A 15477-nucleotide genomic window follows, 5' to 3' on the forward strand; every position below is an offset into this window, starting at 1 on the left:
TAAAATAATTTCTAGACCGGATCGGCCGGTTCCCTGATGGAGGCGTCGATGCGTATCGCGGTTGTGGGCGGCGGGCCGGCTGGCCTCTATTTCGCGCTGCTGATGAAGCGGGACTGGCCCCAGCTCACCGTCGACGTGTTCGAGCGCAACCAGGCCGACGACACTTTCGGCTTCGGCGTCGTCTTCTCCGACCAGACGCTCGACACCTTCAAGGCGGCGGATGCGGAGAGCTATGCCGCCATCCGCGACAACTTCGCCTATTGGGACGATATCGAGATCCGCTTCAAGGGTGACACCTACCGCGTGCCCGGCAACGGCTTCTGCGGCTGCTCGCGCCGTTCGCTGCTGATGCTGGTGCAGGCGAGGGCGCGCGAACTCGGCGTCAACCTGCATTTCGGAACCGATATCGCCGATATCGATACGCTGAAACGCGATTACGACTTGGTCGTCGCTGCCGACGGCATCAACAGCCGCATCCGCGAGAACTGGCGCGAGCGCTTTCAGCCGCAGGTCGATCTCAGGCCCAACCACTTCACCTGGATGGGCTCGACCCGCCCCTTCGACGCCTTCACCTTCTTCTTCCAGCAGACCGAGCATGGCGTCTTCATCGCTCATTGCTACCAGTACGAAGCAGGGCGCTCGACCTGGGTTCTCGAGACCGACCCCGAGACCTTCGAGAAGGCCGGGCTCGATAAGCTAGACGAAGCGCAGTCGGCCGCTTTCCTCGAAGGCGTCTTTGCCGACGAGTTGCAGGGTCACAAGCTCATCACCAACCGCTCGCTCTGGCGCAATTTCCCGATGATCCGCTGCCGCAATTGGGTGAGCGAGAACGTCGTTCTGATCGGCGACGCCAAGGCGACCGCGCATTTCTCGATCGGCTCCGGCACCAAGCTCGCGATGGAAGATGCCATCGCGCTGCACAAGGCGATGGGGCAGGCCAAGCTCGATGTCGCTTCCGGCCTAGCTTTGTACGAGAAGCAGCGCCGCGAGGAGGTCGAGAAGACGCAGCACGCGGCCGATGTCTCGCTGGTCTGGTTCGAGGAGCTCAGGCGCTTCTGGGATTTCGAGCCGCTGCGCTTCGCCTTCGGCCTGATGACGCGCTCGAAGGCGATCACCTACGACAATCTGGCGTTGCGTGCGCCGGCGATGGTGTCGGCCGTGGACGAACTGGTCGCCCAGGGGCTCGGCCCGCTGGCGAGACGGCGCAAGGACGGCTCGCCGGTCCCGCCGGCCTTCCAGCCCTTCAGGCTCCGGGACATGCAGGTCGAGAACCGCATGACCCTCTCGCCGATGTGCCAATATTCGGCACAGGACGGCCTGCCTGATGACTGGCACCTGATGCATTACGGCTCGCGCTCCATCGGCGGCCCCGGATTGATCTTCACCGAGATGACCTGCGTCGCGCCGGACGCCCGCATAACCCCCGGCTGCACCGGCCTCTGGAACGACGAGCAGGAAGCGGCTTGGACGCGCATCGTCGCTTTCGTCCACGCTCATTCGGCCGCGAAGATCTGCCTCCAGCTTGGCCATGCCGGGCGAAAAGGCGCGACCAAGCTGATGTGGGAGGGCATGGACCGGCCGCTCGCCGATGGCGCTTGGCCCATCGTCTCGGCATCGCCGCTGCCTTACTATCCGGACAGCCAGGTGCCGCGCGAAATGACGCGGGCGGATATGGACAAGGTGAAGGCCGAATTCGTCGCGGCGGCCGAGCGCGGCGGACGCGCCGGCTTCGACATGCTGGAGCTGCACTGCGCCCATGGGTATCTGCTCGCGAGTTTCCTCTCGCCGCTGACCAACAAGCGCACGGACGACTATGGTGGCTCGGTCGAGAACCGGCTGCGCTTCCCGCTCGAAGTCTTCCGCGCACTGCGCGAGAGCTGGCCGCGCGAGAAGCCGATGTCGGTGCGCGTCTCGGCGACGGACTGGGCTGATGGCGGGCTCTCGCCGGAGGATTCCGTCGCCATTGCCGAGGCCTTCGCCGCCGAGGGCTGCGATCTCGTCGATGTCTCGACCGGCCAGACGGTGAAGGAATCCCGGCCCATCTATGGCCGCATGTTCCAGACGCCGTTCTCCGATCGCATCCGCAACGAGGCCGAGGTCGCGACCATGTGCGTCGGCAACATCACCACGGCCGATCAGGTCAACACCATCGTCGCCGCCGGCCGCGCCGATCTCGTCGCGCTCGGCCGGCCGCATCTGGCCGATCCGTCATTCGTGCTGCGCGCTGCGGCCTGGTATGGGGTGGATACGGCCCAGCCGGTGCAGTACCAGCCCGGCAAGGACCAGCTCATGCGCAATACGCCGCGCGAGCGCGAGGATCTGGAAGAGCTGAAGCTCAAGGCCAAGCCGAGCCGCCACGCGCCGGCGGCGTAGGCCCGGATTATTTGCCGCCCTGCGAGCGGCCGGACGGCGAGACGTCGGGGATGGTCGGCGCCGTCGTCGGGCGCTCGCCGAAGGGGCTGGCCGAGGGCGGGTTGCGCCTCAGCCGGAAGGTGAGATAGGCGCTCGCGGCAGCCGAGAGCAGCCCGAGATAAGCCAGCAGCCCGTTGGGGCCGACGACCTGCATGAAGGCGGTCGAGACCAGCGGGCCGATGGCCGAGCCTGTCGCCCAGAGGAACAGCAGCTGCGCCGACAAGCCCAGCGCCCGCTCGCGGCCGAGCCGGAAATAGGCATGGGCGACAGCGACCGTATAGATCGGCATGCTGCCCGCACCGATCAGCGCGAACAGCCCGAACAGCCAGAACCGGGTATGTGGCACGGCGAGCCAGAGCACGGCGCCCAGCGCCAGCGAGCAGAGCACCACAGAGAGCGTGGCGCTCAGCATGATGATCCGGCTCTCGACGCGGTCGGCCAGCAGTCCGAGCGGCCATTGCAGCATGAGCGCGCCGATCTGGATGCCGGCCGTCAGCAGGATCGCCCAGGCCTGGTCGAGCCCGATCAGGATGCCGTAGGCCGGCGCGACATTGGTGAGCGCCCCGCCCATCAGCCCGACATAGAGGCAGCCGATGACCGAGGCCGGCGCATATTGCCAGATCGTGTTGAGCCTGACCGAGACGACCTCGCCTGATTCCGGCCCCTTGGCCTTGGTCATGGCGACGGGGATCAACGCGATCGAGAAGGCGGCGCTGGCGAACAGGAAGATGTCGCCCGACTGTAGCGAGACATAGCCGACGCCGATCTGCGAGCCGATCAGGGCGAGGCGGTTGAGGATCTGGTAGAAGCCGAAGACGCGCCCGCGCTGGCCGGCCTTGGCCTGTCCGCTGATCCAGCTTTCGATGCAGATGGCGTGGCCCGCGCCGGCGAAGCCCATCCCCAGCCGCGAGGCGCCCCAGATATCCAGCGGCGTCATCGCGAAGCTCAAGGTCAGCACGGCCTGCAGCGCCGCGAACACGGCGAAGGCGCGGATATGCCCGACGCGGCGGATGAAGGCGGGGATCACGAAGCAGCCGGCCAGGAACCCGACCGAATAGGCCGAGCCCACGAGGCCGATCAGCAGCGGCGCCTTCTGCTCCACCGCCATCTTCAGCGGCACCACCGTGTTCACGATGGTCGCGGCGACCTGCAGGATGAGCGCGCCGCTGACGATGGCGCCCAGCGCCGCGACGGAGCTGGTCCTCGGCTCGGCTGGTTTGGTCACGGCGCTTCCGGCCTCCTGCGCAGCCATGGCGAAGGCTTGCTGTCCTTGGGATTGTTGTCCCTGGGGCTGCGATCCCTGTGACATAACCGATTCGAGCGTTGAGGTGGGAAAAACGGGCGGAAATCCAGCCTGGCGCAGAATGATGGGCCAATCGGGGCGAAGGGTCGAGAAATTTTCGCCTCCGCCACGAGAAGCGGTCCGCCATCATGGCGCCGTCTTTCCGTGGCCTTGGGAGCGCCGCGGCGGCAGGCGAACGCCGCGACATCCGCAAAAATTATCGATGCGGTTCACCGGCGATTAACCAACAAAGCGCCTTATCGGAACAGAACGAAGTTTGGTTCTCCCGGCATGCTCGGACACATCGCGACGTGCGTCGCGCTCCCTCGGCTGGAGTGCGAGCGGCGAAGCCGTGTCCGCAGCCGTCGGGCGTAGCGTAAGCGTATCGAGAGTGCGGCGGATGACCTATGCGACCTATGTGCGGGAACGTGGCGTGCCTTATGTGCGGTCTCGCCGTCGTCGCCGGCCTCTGCTGAAAGGGTTCTTCCTCGCCGCCGCCCTGAGCTGCGGCGCCATGTCGGGTTTCTGGATGCTCGGGCAGGGCACGCCGGGAAACGACACCGCGAACGCCCCCTCCGCCAATGCGCGCAAGACGCCGCCAGGCCGTGCCGCTTCGCAGGCTGCCCCGGCCTATAGCGGCCTGCTCGACCCCGCGTTGTCCGGCAATGCCGCTTCCTTCGTGCCGGGCGCTCCGGTGCGCTCCGCGTTCCAGCCAGCGAACCCGGCCCCGTCTTCAACCTCCGTCGCTGCTGCAGAGCAGCCCGCCTTGCCCCTGCCGCCGCAGCCGCCCGTCACCTTGGCGGAGAAGTCCGTGCCGATGCCCATGCCGGTGCCGCGGCCCCTGGACCTGCTGCCGAAGGCTGGTCCTCAGCAGCCACCCCAGCCGCGCGTCGCGCAGCCGACCGCGCCTCGCCGCAGCCGCACCGCCGCGGCGACTCCGACGCCCGAGGATAATCGCTCCTTCTTCGACAAGCTCTTCGGCGTGCAGAAGCAGGAGCCGGCCGGTACGGCGCTGGCCTATGCCGCGCCGCAGGACGATGTCGTCGATCGCGGGCGCATCACCCGCCTCAGCCCCTCGGCCGGCACGCCGCCGCGCACGGCAGAGGCCGGCACGGCGATCTACGATATCGGCGCCAGGATGGTCTACATGCCGAATGGCGAGCGGCTCGAGGCCCATTCCGGCCTCGGCGAGATGATGGACGATGCGCGCTACGCCCATGTCCGGATGAAGGGCGTCACGCCGCCGCACACCTATACGCTGACCGAGCGCGAGGCCCTGTTCCACGGCGTCCGCGCCATCCGGCTGAACCCGGTCGGCGGCAGCGGCGCCATTCATGGCCGCGCTGGCCTGCTGGCTCACACCTATCTGCTCGGGCCGCGCGGCGACTCCAATGGCTGCATTTCCTTCAAGGATTACGAGCGCTTCCTGCAGGCCTTCCTGCGCGGCGAGGTGAAGCGCATCGTGGTGGTGGCCAGCCTTTAAACCGGCGCGGGATTTTCACGGAAACACCCCGTCATTCCGGGGGCCGCCGAAGGCCTGAGCACCGGAACCCATGAAACACACGGTTTCGAAACAGAAGCTGCGGCTACGCCGCCGTCTTTCGTTCCGTCGCTGCCCATGGATGCTGGGCTCGTCGCTGGCGCGAAGCCCAGGAATGACAGCTGACTCTGCATCGACACGGCGTGCTACAGCCGTTCCAGTTCCGGCAGCGAGGCCAGCATGCAGCGCGAAGTGATCGAGGTCCCCGTCATCTCCGAAGCCATCCGCAAGCTGGGAGCGCCGACCTCGGCGCTGGTCCGGGCCGGCGATCTGCTCTTCACCTGCGGCATGCCTCCGGTCGACATCCGCACCGGTGAGATCGTGGCGGGCGATATCGGGACGCAGACGCACGCCTGCCTCGACGCGCTGGACATGGCGTTGCGCCACGCCGGCTCGTCGCTGGACAAGGTCGTGAAGGCGACTGTGTTCGTGACCGATCCGGCGCTGATGGGCGCGGTCAACGCCGTCTACAGGGAACATTTCGGCGAAGGCTTCCCGGCGCGTACCAGCGCCGCGATCAAACCCTGGCCCCTGCCGTTCGACATCGAGATCGAATGCGTGGCGACGCGCGGCTGATCAGCCGCATTCCTGTTCCATCCTGTGAACTTCAGGCGGCCATGCGTCCGCTGGTGGCCTCGCGCCGGGTCCGGAATGTCGCGACGAGGTCGTTGAGCTGGCCGATGCGGCTCGAGAGCGAGGAGGCGGAAGCGGCGCTCTGCTCGGCGAGCGCCGCGTTCTGCTGGGTCATCTCGTCGAGATGGGCGACGGCCTGGCTCATCTCGTCGATACCGTTGGCCTGCTCGCCCGAGGCGGCCGAGATGTCTACGATGGTGGCCGAGACCTTCTGGGAGGCCTCCAGGATGCGGGTCAGCGACTGACCGGCCTGACGCACCAGCTTGACGCCCTCGGTGACCTCGGCGTTCGAGGACGAGATCAGTCCGGAGATGTCCTTGGCGGCCTCGCCCGAGCGCTGCGCCAAAGTACGCACCTCGGAGGCGACGACGGCGAAGCCCTTGCCGGCATCGCCGGCGCGCGCCGCTTCCACCGCCGCGTTGAGGGCGAGCAGGTTGGTCTGGAAGGCGATGTCGTCGATCACCCGGATGATGTCGGAGATCTTCTGCGAGGCAGTTTCGATGCGGGCCATGGCCTCGACGGCCTGGCCGGCGATGGTGCCGCCGGACTGCGCCGCGCTCATGGCTTCCTCGGCGATCTCGGTCGCCTGGCGGGCGGCCTGGGCCGAAGCCTTGACGGAAGCCGCTAGCTCTTCGGTGGTGGCGGCAGTCTCCTCCAGCGAAGAAGCCTGCTCTTCGGTGCGCTTGGAGAGGTCGTCGGCGCCCATGTTGATCTCACGCGCCGCGAGCCCGACATCGGCCGAGGTGGTCTGGATCGTCGACACCGTCTCGGAGAGGCGGTCGACGGTCTCGTTGATGGCGCGCTTGAGATCGGCAAAGCGGCCGCGATAGGCGGTCTCGACGCGGTTGGTCAGGTCGCCGCCGGCGATCGCCGCGAGCGCCCCGGCGAACTCGGTCGTGGCGGAATCGACCACCGCGTTGATCTCGTTGATGCCTTCGACGAGGCGCTGCATCTGGGCATCGGAATCCTTGATCTCGAGCCGGGCGCTGAAGTCGCCGGCGGCGGCGGCGGCCACCACCTCGCCGACATCCGAGACCACCGCCTCGATCGACTGGGCACGCGCCAGTCGCGCCACCGCAGCCGCCCGCTCCTGGTCCTGCAGCTCGGCGACCTGCTTGGTCGCCTCCCGCAACACCGCGACGGAGCGAGCCATCACGCCGATCTCGTCGGCGCGCTTTGTATGGGGGACTTCGACGGCGGTGTCGCCCTCGGTCAGGCGCTCCATCACCGCGCTCAGATCCGTCATCGGGCGCACGATCGAGCGGCGCGAGAAGGCCAGGGCGCCGGCGATCGTGCCGCAGAGCAGCACGAGCAGGGCCACCGGCAGGAAGGTGCGGACCTGCGACGCGAAGGAAAGCGTCTCTGCCTCGGCCGCATCGGCGCGCTCCTCGTTGAAACCGCTGAAGGCCGTCAGCTCATCCTGGAGAGCGGCGCGGTTCTTCTTGCTGGCTTCGCCGTTGCCCCAGGCGTCGGCGGCGCGGCCGGAGACCTCGCGGGCGAGACGTGCGGTCTCGGTGCGGATAGTGGTGAATTCGCCGATCAGTTTGCTGATCTTATCGATGCGTTCGCGCTCGCTTTCGGGGGCGAGCCTGACCAGCCCCTTCATGCGTTCGTCGACCTGCTTGATCCCGGTCTCGACCGTGCCCGCGGCGATGCCGGCATCATGCGGATTGCGCGCGGTATAGAGCTGCAGCGAGTTGGCGACGACCTGGTTGACCGCGACGTTGAGGCGCTCGGCGATCAGGGCGAGATTGTTCTGTTCGGAAGAGCGGCCATACATGGCCTCCATCCGCGAGATTGCGAGCAGCGCACAGCCCAGCGCGATCAGGGCGCCGACCGCGACGATCGCGATCTGCCCCAGGATCTTGGTCCCAATCGACTTCATCCCACCCCCCGACGGCCACTCCACGGCTTTGCCGCGAAACAACTTGTAATAAAGGGCGTTGAATGGCTGGTTAACCTAAGGGCGTGACCTCTGGCGAAATAAGCGTCATGCGGGGTGAGAAACGAGGCAGCGCCTTCAGCCCTCCGACGTCTTGCTCTTGCGGGCCGGTGACTTTGCGGCCGGCTTGCCTCCGGCGGCTTTGCTCTTGGCGGCTTTGCCCTTGGCTGCCGGCTTCGTGCTGCTGGCCCGCGCGCTGGTCCTGCCGCCCTTGGCGCCGCCCTTCAGCTCGGCCTTGGCGTTCACCAGCTCGATCGCCTGTTCCAGCGTAATGCTTTCCGGCGCCATCGTCTTCGGCAGGGTGGCGAAGATCTTGCCCCAGGCGACATAGGGGCCGTATTTGCCGGCCTTCACTTCGAGCCCGCCGCCCGTGGGATGGTCGCCGAGTGCGCGACCCGGCGTTGCCGCGCCGCCGCGCCGGCCGCCTCCGCCGCTCTCCTTGGCGACGATCAGGTCGATGGCGCGGTTGGCACCGAGCTCCAGGACGTCATCGTCCTTGTCGATATTGGCGTAGACCTTGCCGTGCTGGACATAAGGCCCGAAGCGGCCGATGCCGACGAGGATCGGCTCGCCCGACACCGGGTGGCGCGCCACCTCCCGCGGCAGCGAGAGCAGCGCCAGCGCGTTGTCGAGCGTGACACTTCCCGGGCTCATGCCCTTCGGCAGGCTGGAGCGCTTGGGCTTCTCGCCCTCGCCGAGCTGGATATACGGGCCGAAGCGGCCGTCGCGCATCGTGACTTCGAGGCTGGTCACCGGATCGGTGCCGAGGATGCGCACGCCCGGCGTGCCTTGGCCGCCCTCGGCCGAGGCCTCGCCTTCGGCGGCGGGGACGGAGAGGGGGCGCGTATAGCGGCATTCCGGATAGTTCGAGCAGCCGACGAAGGCGCCGAACTTGCCGAGTTTGAGCGAAAGCTGGCCGTTGCCGCAGGTCGGGCAGATGCGCGGGTCGGTTCCATCAGCCTTCTTCGGGAAGATGTAGTCGCCGAGGATGCCGTTCAGCGCCTCCAGTACGTCGCCGACGCGCAGATCCTTGGTCTCGCCGATCGAAGCCTGGAACTCCTGCCAGAAGTCGCGCAGCAGCGCCTTCCAGTCGATCTCCGCATTGGAGACGCGGTCGAGGTTCTCTTCGAGGTTCGCCGTGAAGTCGAACTCGACATAGCGCTTGAAGAAGCTCTCGAGGAACGCCGTGACCAGCATGCCCTTGTCCTCGGGCACGAGGCGCTTCTTCTCGATGCGGACATATTCGCGGTCGCGCAGCGTCGAGAGCGTCGCGGCATAGGTCGAGGGCCGGCCGATGCCGAGTTCTTCCATGCGCTTGACGAGGCTGGCTTCCGAATAGCGCGGCGGCGGCTCGGTGAAGTGCTGGTCGGCGGCGATGGCGCGCTTCTCCAGCTTGTCGCCGGCCTTCATCGCCGGCAGCTTCCTGGAATCCTCGTCCTCCTCGTCGTCGCGGCTCTCCTGATAGAGCGTCAGGAAGCCGTCGAAGAGCACGACCTGACCGGAGGCGCGCAGGTCGAGGTTGCGCGCGCCGACCTTGGCCGCGATGTCGACCGTGGTGCGCTCCATCTCGGCGGATTCCATCTGGCTCGCGATGGTGCGCTTCCAGATCAGCTCGTAGAGCTTCGCCTGCTCCGGCTCGAGCTGGCGCGCGACCATGGCCGGCAGCCGGCCGAGATCGGTCGGGCGGATGGCCTCGTGGGCCTCCTGCGCGTTCTTGGCCCGCACCATGTACTTGCGCGGCGCATTCGGCACGTAGCGCTCGCCGAATTCCTTGCCGATGACGCTGCGCGCGGCGGCGATCGCCGAGCCGTCCATGTCGACGCCGTCGGTTCGCATATAGGTGATGAGGCCGACCGTCTCGCCGCCGATGTCGACGCCCTCATAGAGGCGCTGGGCGAGCTGCATGGTCCGCGCCGGGGCGAGGCCGAGCTTGCGGGAGGCTTCCTGCTGCAGCGTCGAGGTCTGGAACGGCGGTTGGGGGTGGCGCTTGACCGGCTTCGCCTCGACCTCGGTCACGGTGAAGAGGGCGCTCTCCAGCGCTTCCTTGAAGGCCTTGGCCTCCTCGGCATTGCCGATGTCGAGACGGGTGATCTTCTTGCCGTCGGCGCCGACGAGCCGGGCGTCGAAGGTCTGGCCCGACTCCGTCGCGAGCGTCGCGACCAGAGACCAGTATTCCCGCGCCCGGAAGGCCTCGATCTCGCGTTCGCGTTCGCAGACGATGCGCAGCGCCACCGATTGCACGCGGCCCGCCGAGCGGGCGCCGGGGAGCTTGCGCCACAGCACCGGCGAGAGCGTGAAGCCGACGAGATAGTCCAGTGCCCGGCGCGCCAGATAGGCATCGACCAGCGCCTGGTCGATGGCGCGTGGCTCGGCCAGCGCCTTCTGCACCGCGTCCTTGGTCACGGCGTTGAAGGTCACGCGCTCGACCGGGATGCCCTTCAGCGCCTTCTTCTGGTTCAGCGCCTCCAGCACGTGCCAGGAGATGGCCTCGCCTTCGCGATCCGGGTCGGTCGCGAGGATGAGCTTGTCGGCGCCCTTCAGCGCCCTGACGATCTCGGAGACCTGCTTGGCGCCGCGCCCCTCGATCTCCCACTTCATCGCGAAGTCGTTCTCGGGCTCGACCGAGCCGTCCTTGGCCGGCAGGTCGCGGATATGGCCGAACGACGCCACGACCTCGTAGTCGGAGCCCAGGTATTTGTTGATCGTCTTGGCCTTGGCCGGCGACTCGACGACGAGGAGCTTCATGATTTTGGTCTCGATGACAGCCTTTTCAGAGCGCTGACCCGTCCCTTAGAGGGCGGTTCAGCGACCGGCGAGGCTCCGGCGGTTCGGAATTGCGCGCGAAAGTGGTTCAGCACGCCGGCCCTGTCAAACGCCGATTGCGCTTTTCGGGACGGGGGAGAGCGTTTAGGCCCTTTCACGGGCACCGGCCGTTACATGGGGAGAAGAGCGTGTCGTCGCAAGCACAGATCAAGCGCGTGACGGCGCTGGATATCCGCGGCCGCAAGGGCGGCGAGACGGTCGTCTCGCTGACGGCCTATACCGCGCCGATGGCGGCATTGGCCGACCGGCACTGCGATTTCCTGCTTGTCGGCGATTCCCTCGGCATGGTCGTGCACGGCCTCGACAGCACGGTGCCGGTCACGTTGGAGATGATGATCCTGCATGGACAGGCGGTGATGCGCGGCTCGCAGCGGGCGCTGGTCGTCGTCGACATGCCGTTCGGCAGCTATGAGGAAAGCCCGCAGCAGGCCTTCCGCAACGCGGCCCGGGTCATGCAGGAGACGGGCTGCGGCGCGGTCAAGCTGGAGGGCGGGGCGCGCATGGAGGAGACGATCCGCTTCCTCGTCGAACGCGGCATCCCGGTGATGGCGCATATCGGTTTGACGCCGCAGGCGGTGAACGTGCTCGGCGGTTTCAAGGCGCAGGGCCGCGACCGGGCCGAATGGCCGGCGATCATGGCCGATGCCGAAGCGGTGACGCGGGCCGGGGCTTTTTCGGTGGTCGTCGAGGCCGTGGCCGAGCCGCTGGCGGCGGAGATCACCGGCAAGGTCGCGGTTCCCACGATCGGCATCGGCGCTTCCGCGGCGTGCGACGGCCAGATCCTGGTGCTTGACGACATGCTCGGCCTGACCGGCCGCGTCCCGAAATTCGTCAAGCTCTTCGGCAATCTCGCCGAGGGCGTGGACAAGGCTGTCGGCGATTATGCCGCCGAGGTGCGGGCCCGGCGCTTCCCCGGGCCGGCGCATGTCTATGCGGTGAAGGATAAAGCCCGGAACCACCTCGTCATTCCAGGCTCAAGCCTGCGGCTTGCCCCGGAATGACGAAAGTGTTTCCCAGGCGAATGCGGCGAGCTTTCAGCCCCGCGCCGCCAGCAGCCGGTCGATGAAGCCTTCGGTCGAGGCGCCGTTGATCCAGCGCAGCACCGCGACGATATCCTGCTCGGGCTCGACCCAGATCACGTTGCTGCCGGCGCCGAGCGCCGAGAAGGCGGTCGGCGGCAGGTTCGGCCGCGCCGCGGGTCCGCGTGCCAGCCACCAGAGATAGCCGTAATTGCCGAGGGTGGGAGAGGGCGTCAGCATCCGCTCAACCCAGGCCTGCGAGAGCAGCTGCCGGCCGTTCCAGAATCCCTTGCGGCCGATCAGCAGGCCGAAGCGGGCATGGTCGCGCGCGCCGATGAACAGGCCGCCGCCCCAATGCCCGCCGCCCGGCACCGACTGAAGCCGGCGGCCGTCGATTTCGACGAAGGAAGTGCTGTAGCCCTGCCACTCCCAATCGGCCGAGGCGCCGATCGGGTCCATGACGCGCTCGCGCAGCACCTCCGGCAGCGGGCGACGGAAGCGCTGGAGCAGGGCATAGCTCAGCACGTTCACGCGGACATCGTTGTATTCGTAGAAGCTGCCGGGCGTCTTCAGCTCGCGGCGCTCGCCCTTGCGGCTGTTGTCGGCGCCCGGGCCGATCTGGCGGTTGTGATCGACCTGGTCAGATTTCCCGAAGAGCTCGCCCTGCCATTCGCTCGACTGCTGCAGCAGATGCCGCCAGGTGATCGTGCCGTTATGCGGGCCGGCGAAGGCGGCATCGTCGACGCTCTTGCCGACCGGCTCCTCGACATCGTGGATCAGCCCGTCATCGAAGGCGATGCCGGCGAGCACCGCCAGATAGCTCTTGGCGATCGAGAAGGTCATGTCGGTGCGGGCGGTGTCGCCCCATTCGGCGACGAGGCGGCCACCTTTCAGGATGAGGCCTGCCGGCCCGCCGCGCTCGCGCACGGGGCCGACGATCTCGGTCCAGGGGCCGCGCTCGTTCCATTCGACATTCCCGACATAGCTGCCGTCCGGATAGTAGAGGCTGCGCGGCCAGGGGCTCTCGTTCTCGCTGGCGAAGGCGACGGCGGCCTTGAGCCGCTCCGGGTCGAAGCCTGCCTCGGCCGGCGAGATCGCCTGCCATTCGGCGCCGTCGGGAGCTGGAGCGTAAGCGTCAATCGGGCTGGACAAGGCTCGAATCCTCTCGCGGCGAAAGGATGTGACCTAGCGCCGTTTCAGCGAAAGTTCCACGGTTCACAGGACATGGCCCCATCCCGGCCATGAGCGGCTTGCGCCCGGCCCGACTCGCGCCTAAACAGCCTGCTTCAAATGACATCGCCAGCACCGCTCTACCCGCACCGCCATCTCCTCGGCATCGAGGGATTGTCCCATCTGGACATCGAGGCGCTGTTGGACCGCGCCGAGGCCTATGTCGCGCTCTCCCGGCAGGTCGAAAAGAAGACCGCGACGCTGCGCGGCCGAACCCAGATCAACCTGTTCTTCGAGCCCTCGACCCGGACACAGGCCTCCTTCGAGCTGGCGGGGAAGCGTCTCGGCGCCGACGTCATGAACATGTCGGTCGCCTCGTCCTCGGTGAAGAAGGGCGAGACGTTGATCGATACCGCGGCGACGCTCAACGCCATGCGCCCCGACATCATCGTGGTGCGCCATCACGCGGCAGGCGCGGTCAACCTGCTCGCCCGCAAGGTCGACTGCTCGGTGGTCAATGCCGGCGACGGCGCCCATGAGCATCCGACGCAGGCGCTGCTCGACGCACTGACGATCCGCCGCAACAAGGGCCGCATCATGGGCCTGACCGTGGCGATCTGCGGCGACATCGTGCACTCGCGCGTCGCCCGCTCGAACATCATCCTGCTCAATGCGCTCGGCGCGAAAGTCCGTCTGATCGCACCCTCGACGCTGATGCCGCCCGGCATCGAGCGCATGGGCGTCGAGCTCTACACCGACATGAACAAGGGCTTGGAAGGCGCTGATATCGTGATGATGCTGCGCCTCCAGCTCGAACGCATGCACGGCGCCTTCGTGCCGTCCTCGAAGGAATATTTCCGCTATTACGGGCTCGACCGCGAGAAGCTGGAGCGCGCCCAGCCGGACGCGCTGGTGATGCATCCGGGCCCGATGAACCGCGGCGTCGAGATCTCCTCCGAGGTTGCCGACGGCGCCCAGTCGCTGATCCGCGAGCAGGTCGAGATGGGTGTCGCGGTCCGCATGGCCGTGCTCGACGCGCTGGCCCAGCACCTGCCGAATGTCTGAGCGGGATGGAGGGAGCTCTCGCCTGGCTGCTCTCCCTGATGCACCGGGCGCGCTTCGTCTTCACGGGGCTTTATCTCGTGGTCGCGGCGGGCTTCCTTTATGCCGATCCGCGCGCGGGGTGGACATGGTTCATCGTGATCGCCGGTGGCCTGCTCTGCCTGCTGTTCTGGGGGCTCGTCGCCTTCTGGAGCTACGTCTTCACACGCCGGCCGAGCGCTGATCGCCGGGATGGAACCGAACATGGCTGAATCTCAGGACATCGCAGCGCAGGACTTGGCAACTCGGGACATCGCATCGCGGGACCTGGCGATCGTCAACGCCCGGCTGGTCGACCCCGTGACCGGGCGCGACGGGGCCGGCTCCGTGCTGCTACGCGACGGCGCGATCGCCGCGGTCGAATGGGGCGCCGCGCCCGCGACGCCCGAGGGCGTGCGCCGCGTCGATGCGAAGGGGCTCGTGCTGACGCCGGGCATGGTCGACCTGCGTGCCTTCCTCGGCGAACCCGGCGCCGAATTCCGCGAGACGCTGGGCACGGGCTCGCATGCCGCCGCTGCCGGCGGCGTCACGACCGTGGTGTGCCGGCCCGACACCGATCCGCCGATCGACGACCCCGCGATCATCGACTTCCTCAAGCGCCGCGCCCGCGACAAGGCGATCGTCAACGTGCTGCCCTGCGCGGCGCTGACCAAGGGGCTGGAAGGCAAGGAGATCACCGAGTTCGGGCTGCTGCTCGAAGCCGGCGCGGTCGCCTTCTGCGATGGCGCCAGGAGCCTGCGCAATCCGCAGGTGATGCGCCGCGCCATGATCTATGCCCGCGATTTCGACGCCCTGATCATGAACCATCTCGAGGATCCCGAGCTGCGCGGCTTCGGCGTGATGAACGAGGGCGAGTTCGCCAGCCGGAAGGGCCTGCCGGGCATCCCGCTCGAGGCCGAGACGGTGATGCTGGAGCGCGATATCCGCCTCGCGAAAGCCACGGGCGCCCGCTACCACGCGGCGATGATCTCCTGCGCGGAATCAGTCGAGCTGGTCCGCCGCGCCAAGCTGGACGGCGTGCGCATCACCTGCGGCGTGTCGATCAACAACCTGACCCTCAACGAGAACGACGTCGGGGACTACCGCACCTTCTGCAAGGTCTCGCCGCCGTTGCGTCACGAGGACGATCGCCTCGCCTTGGTCGCCGCGCTCGCCGAAGGCGTGATCGATGTCGTGGTCTCCGACCATGATCCGCAGGACGTCGAGACCAAGCGCCAGCCCTTCGCCGAGGCGGCGGACGGCGCGCTGGGCATCGAGACCATGCTTTCGGCATCGCAGCGCATGGTGCAGGCCGGGCAGATCGGGCTGCCGCAGCTTTTCGCCGCCCTGTCGGCGCGCCCTGCCGCCCTGCTCGGACTGGAAGCGGGGCGGCTGGCGCCGGGTGCCCCGGCCGACCTCATCCTGTTCGATCCCGAGGCGCCCTTCGTCGTCGACAAGCGCAAGCTGAAATCGCGCGCCAAGAACTCGCCCTTCGACGAAGCGCGCCTGGAAGGCATCGTCCAGGCGACGATCGTCGGCGGACGGGTGGTGTACGAATACGAGCCGGGCTAGGCTC

11 protein-coding genes are annotated in these 15477 nt (G+C 67.5%); 7 read left to right on the top strand and 4 right to left on the bottom strand.

What is annotated here, in order from left to right:
• Positions 1–48 precede the first annotated feature (48 nt).
• A complete protein-coding gene (locus NWE53_RS03420) occupies positions 49–2373 on the top strand; it encodes a bifunctional salicylyl-CoA 5-hydroxylase/oxidoreductase (protein ID WP_265052978.1) in 2325 nt (774 codons plus the stop codon).
• Positions 2374–2380: 7 nt separating this feature from the next.
• Here the strand turns inward: NWE53_RS03420 and NWE53_RS03425 are convergent, their stop codons facing one another.
• Positions 2381–3637 carry an MFS transporter gene (locus tag NWE53_RS03425; protein WP_265052979.1) on the bottom strand — a complete coding sequence of 419 codons (1257 nt, stop codon included), beginning with the start codon at positions 3635–3637 and terminating at the stop codon, positions 2381–2383.
• Positions 3638–4094: 457 nt separating this feature from the next.
• Between NWE53_RS03425 and NWE53_RS03430 the strand changes: the two genes are divergently transcribed.
• Together NWE53_RS03430 and NWE53_RS03435 are read left to right on the top strand one after the other, a co-directional pair.
• On the top strand, positions 4095–5177 hold the full coding sequence (locus NWE53_RS03430) for a tlde1 domain-containing protein (protein WP_265052980.1): 1083 nt from the start codon (positions 4095–4097) through the stop codon (positions 5175–5177).
• A 237-nt stretch (positions 5178–5414) separates the two neighbouring features.
• On the top strand, positions 5415–5810 hold the full coding sequence (locus tag NWE53_RS03435; protein WP_265052981.1) for a RidA family protein: 396 nt from the start codon (positions 5415–5417) through the stop codon (positions 5808–5810).
• Positions 5811–5841: 31 nt separating this feature from the next.
• Here NWE53_RS03435 and NWE53_RS03440 read toward each other — a convergent pair whose 3' ends face one another.
• Positions 5842–7752 (bottom strand): methyl-accepting chemotaxis protein, encoded by a 1911-nt coding sequence (locus tag NWE53_RS03440; protein WP_265052982.1) that lies wholly within the window; start codon positions 7750–7752, stop codon positions 5842–5844.
• A 135-nt stretch (positions 7753–7887) separates the two neighbouring features.
• Complete coding sequence (gene topA, locus NWE53_RS03445; protein ID WP_265052983.1) at positions 7888–10554, bottom strand: type I DNA topoisomerase; 2667 nt, start codon at positions 10552–10554, stop codon at positions 7888–7890.
• Between the two features lie 206 nt (positions 10555–10760).
• Between topA and panB the strand changes: the two genes are divergently transcribed.
• Positions 10761–11633 carry a 3-methyl-2-oxobutanoate hydroxymethyltransferase gene (gene panB / locus NWE53_RS03450; protein ID WP_265052984.1) on the top strand — a complete coding sequence of 291 codons (873 nt, stop codon included), beginning with the start codon at positions 10761–10763 and terminating at the stop codon, positions 11631–11633.
• Positions 11634–11666: 33 nt separating this feature from the next.
• Here the strand turns inward: panB and NWE53_RS03455 are convergent, their stop codons facing one another.
• Positions 11667–12803 (bottom strand): serine hydrolase domain-containing protein, encoded by a 1137-nt coding sequence (locus tag NWE53_RS03455; protein ID WP_265052985.1) that lies wholly within the window; start codon positions 12801–12803, stop codon positions 11667–11669.
• A gap of 138 nt (positions 12804–12941) precedes the next feature.
• Between NWE53_RS03455 and NWE53_RS03460 the strand changes: the two genes are divergently transcribed.
• The 3 genes from NWE53_RS03460 to pyrC are packed head-to-tail and all read left to right on the top strand — an operon-like array spanning position 12942 to position 15473.
• Positions 12942–13886 (top strand): aspartate carbamoyltransferase catalytic subunit, encoded by a 945-nt coding sequence (locus NWE53_RS03460; RefSeq protein WP_265052986.1) that lies wholly within the window; start codon positions 12942–12944, stop codon positions 13884–13886.
• A gap of 5 nt (positions 13887–13891) precedes the next feature.
• Positions 13892–14134, top strand: a complete 243-nt coding sequence (locus NWE53_RS03465; RefSeq protein ID WP_265052987.1) for a hypothetical protein — start codon at positions 13892–13894, stop codon at positions 14132–14134.
• On the top strand, positions 14127–15473 hold the full coding sequence (gene pyrC, locus NWE53_RS03470; RefSeq protein ID WP_265052988.1) for a dihydroorotase: 1347 nt from the start codon (positions 14127–14129) through the stop codon (positions 15471–15473). The genes NWE53_RS03465 and pyrC overlap by 8 nt, the downstream gene beginning before the upstream one ends.
• The last annotated feature ends 4 nt before the right edge of the window (positions 15474–15477 follow it).

The organism is Bosea sp. NBC_00550, from assembly GCF_026020075.1.
GTDB lineage: Bacteria > Pseudomonadota > Alphaproteobacteria > Rhizobiales > Beijerinckiaceae > Allobosea.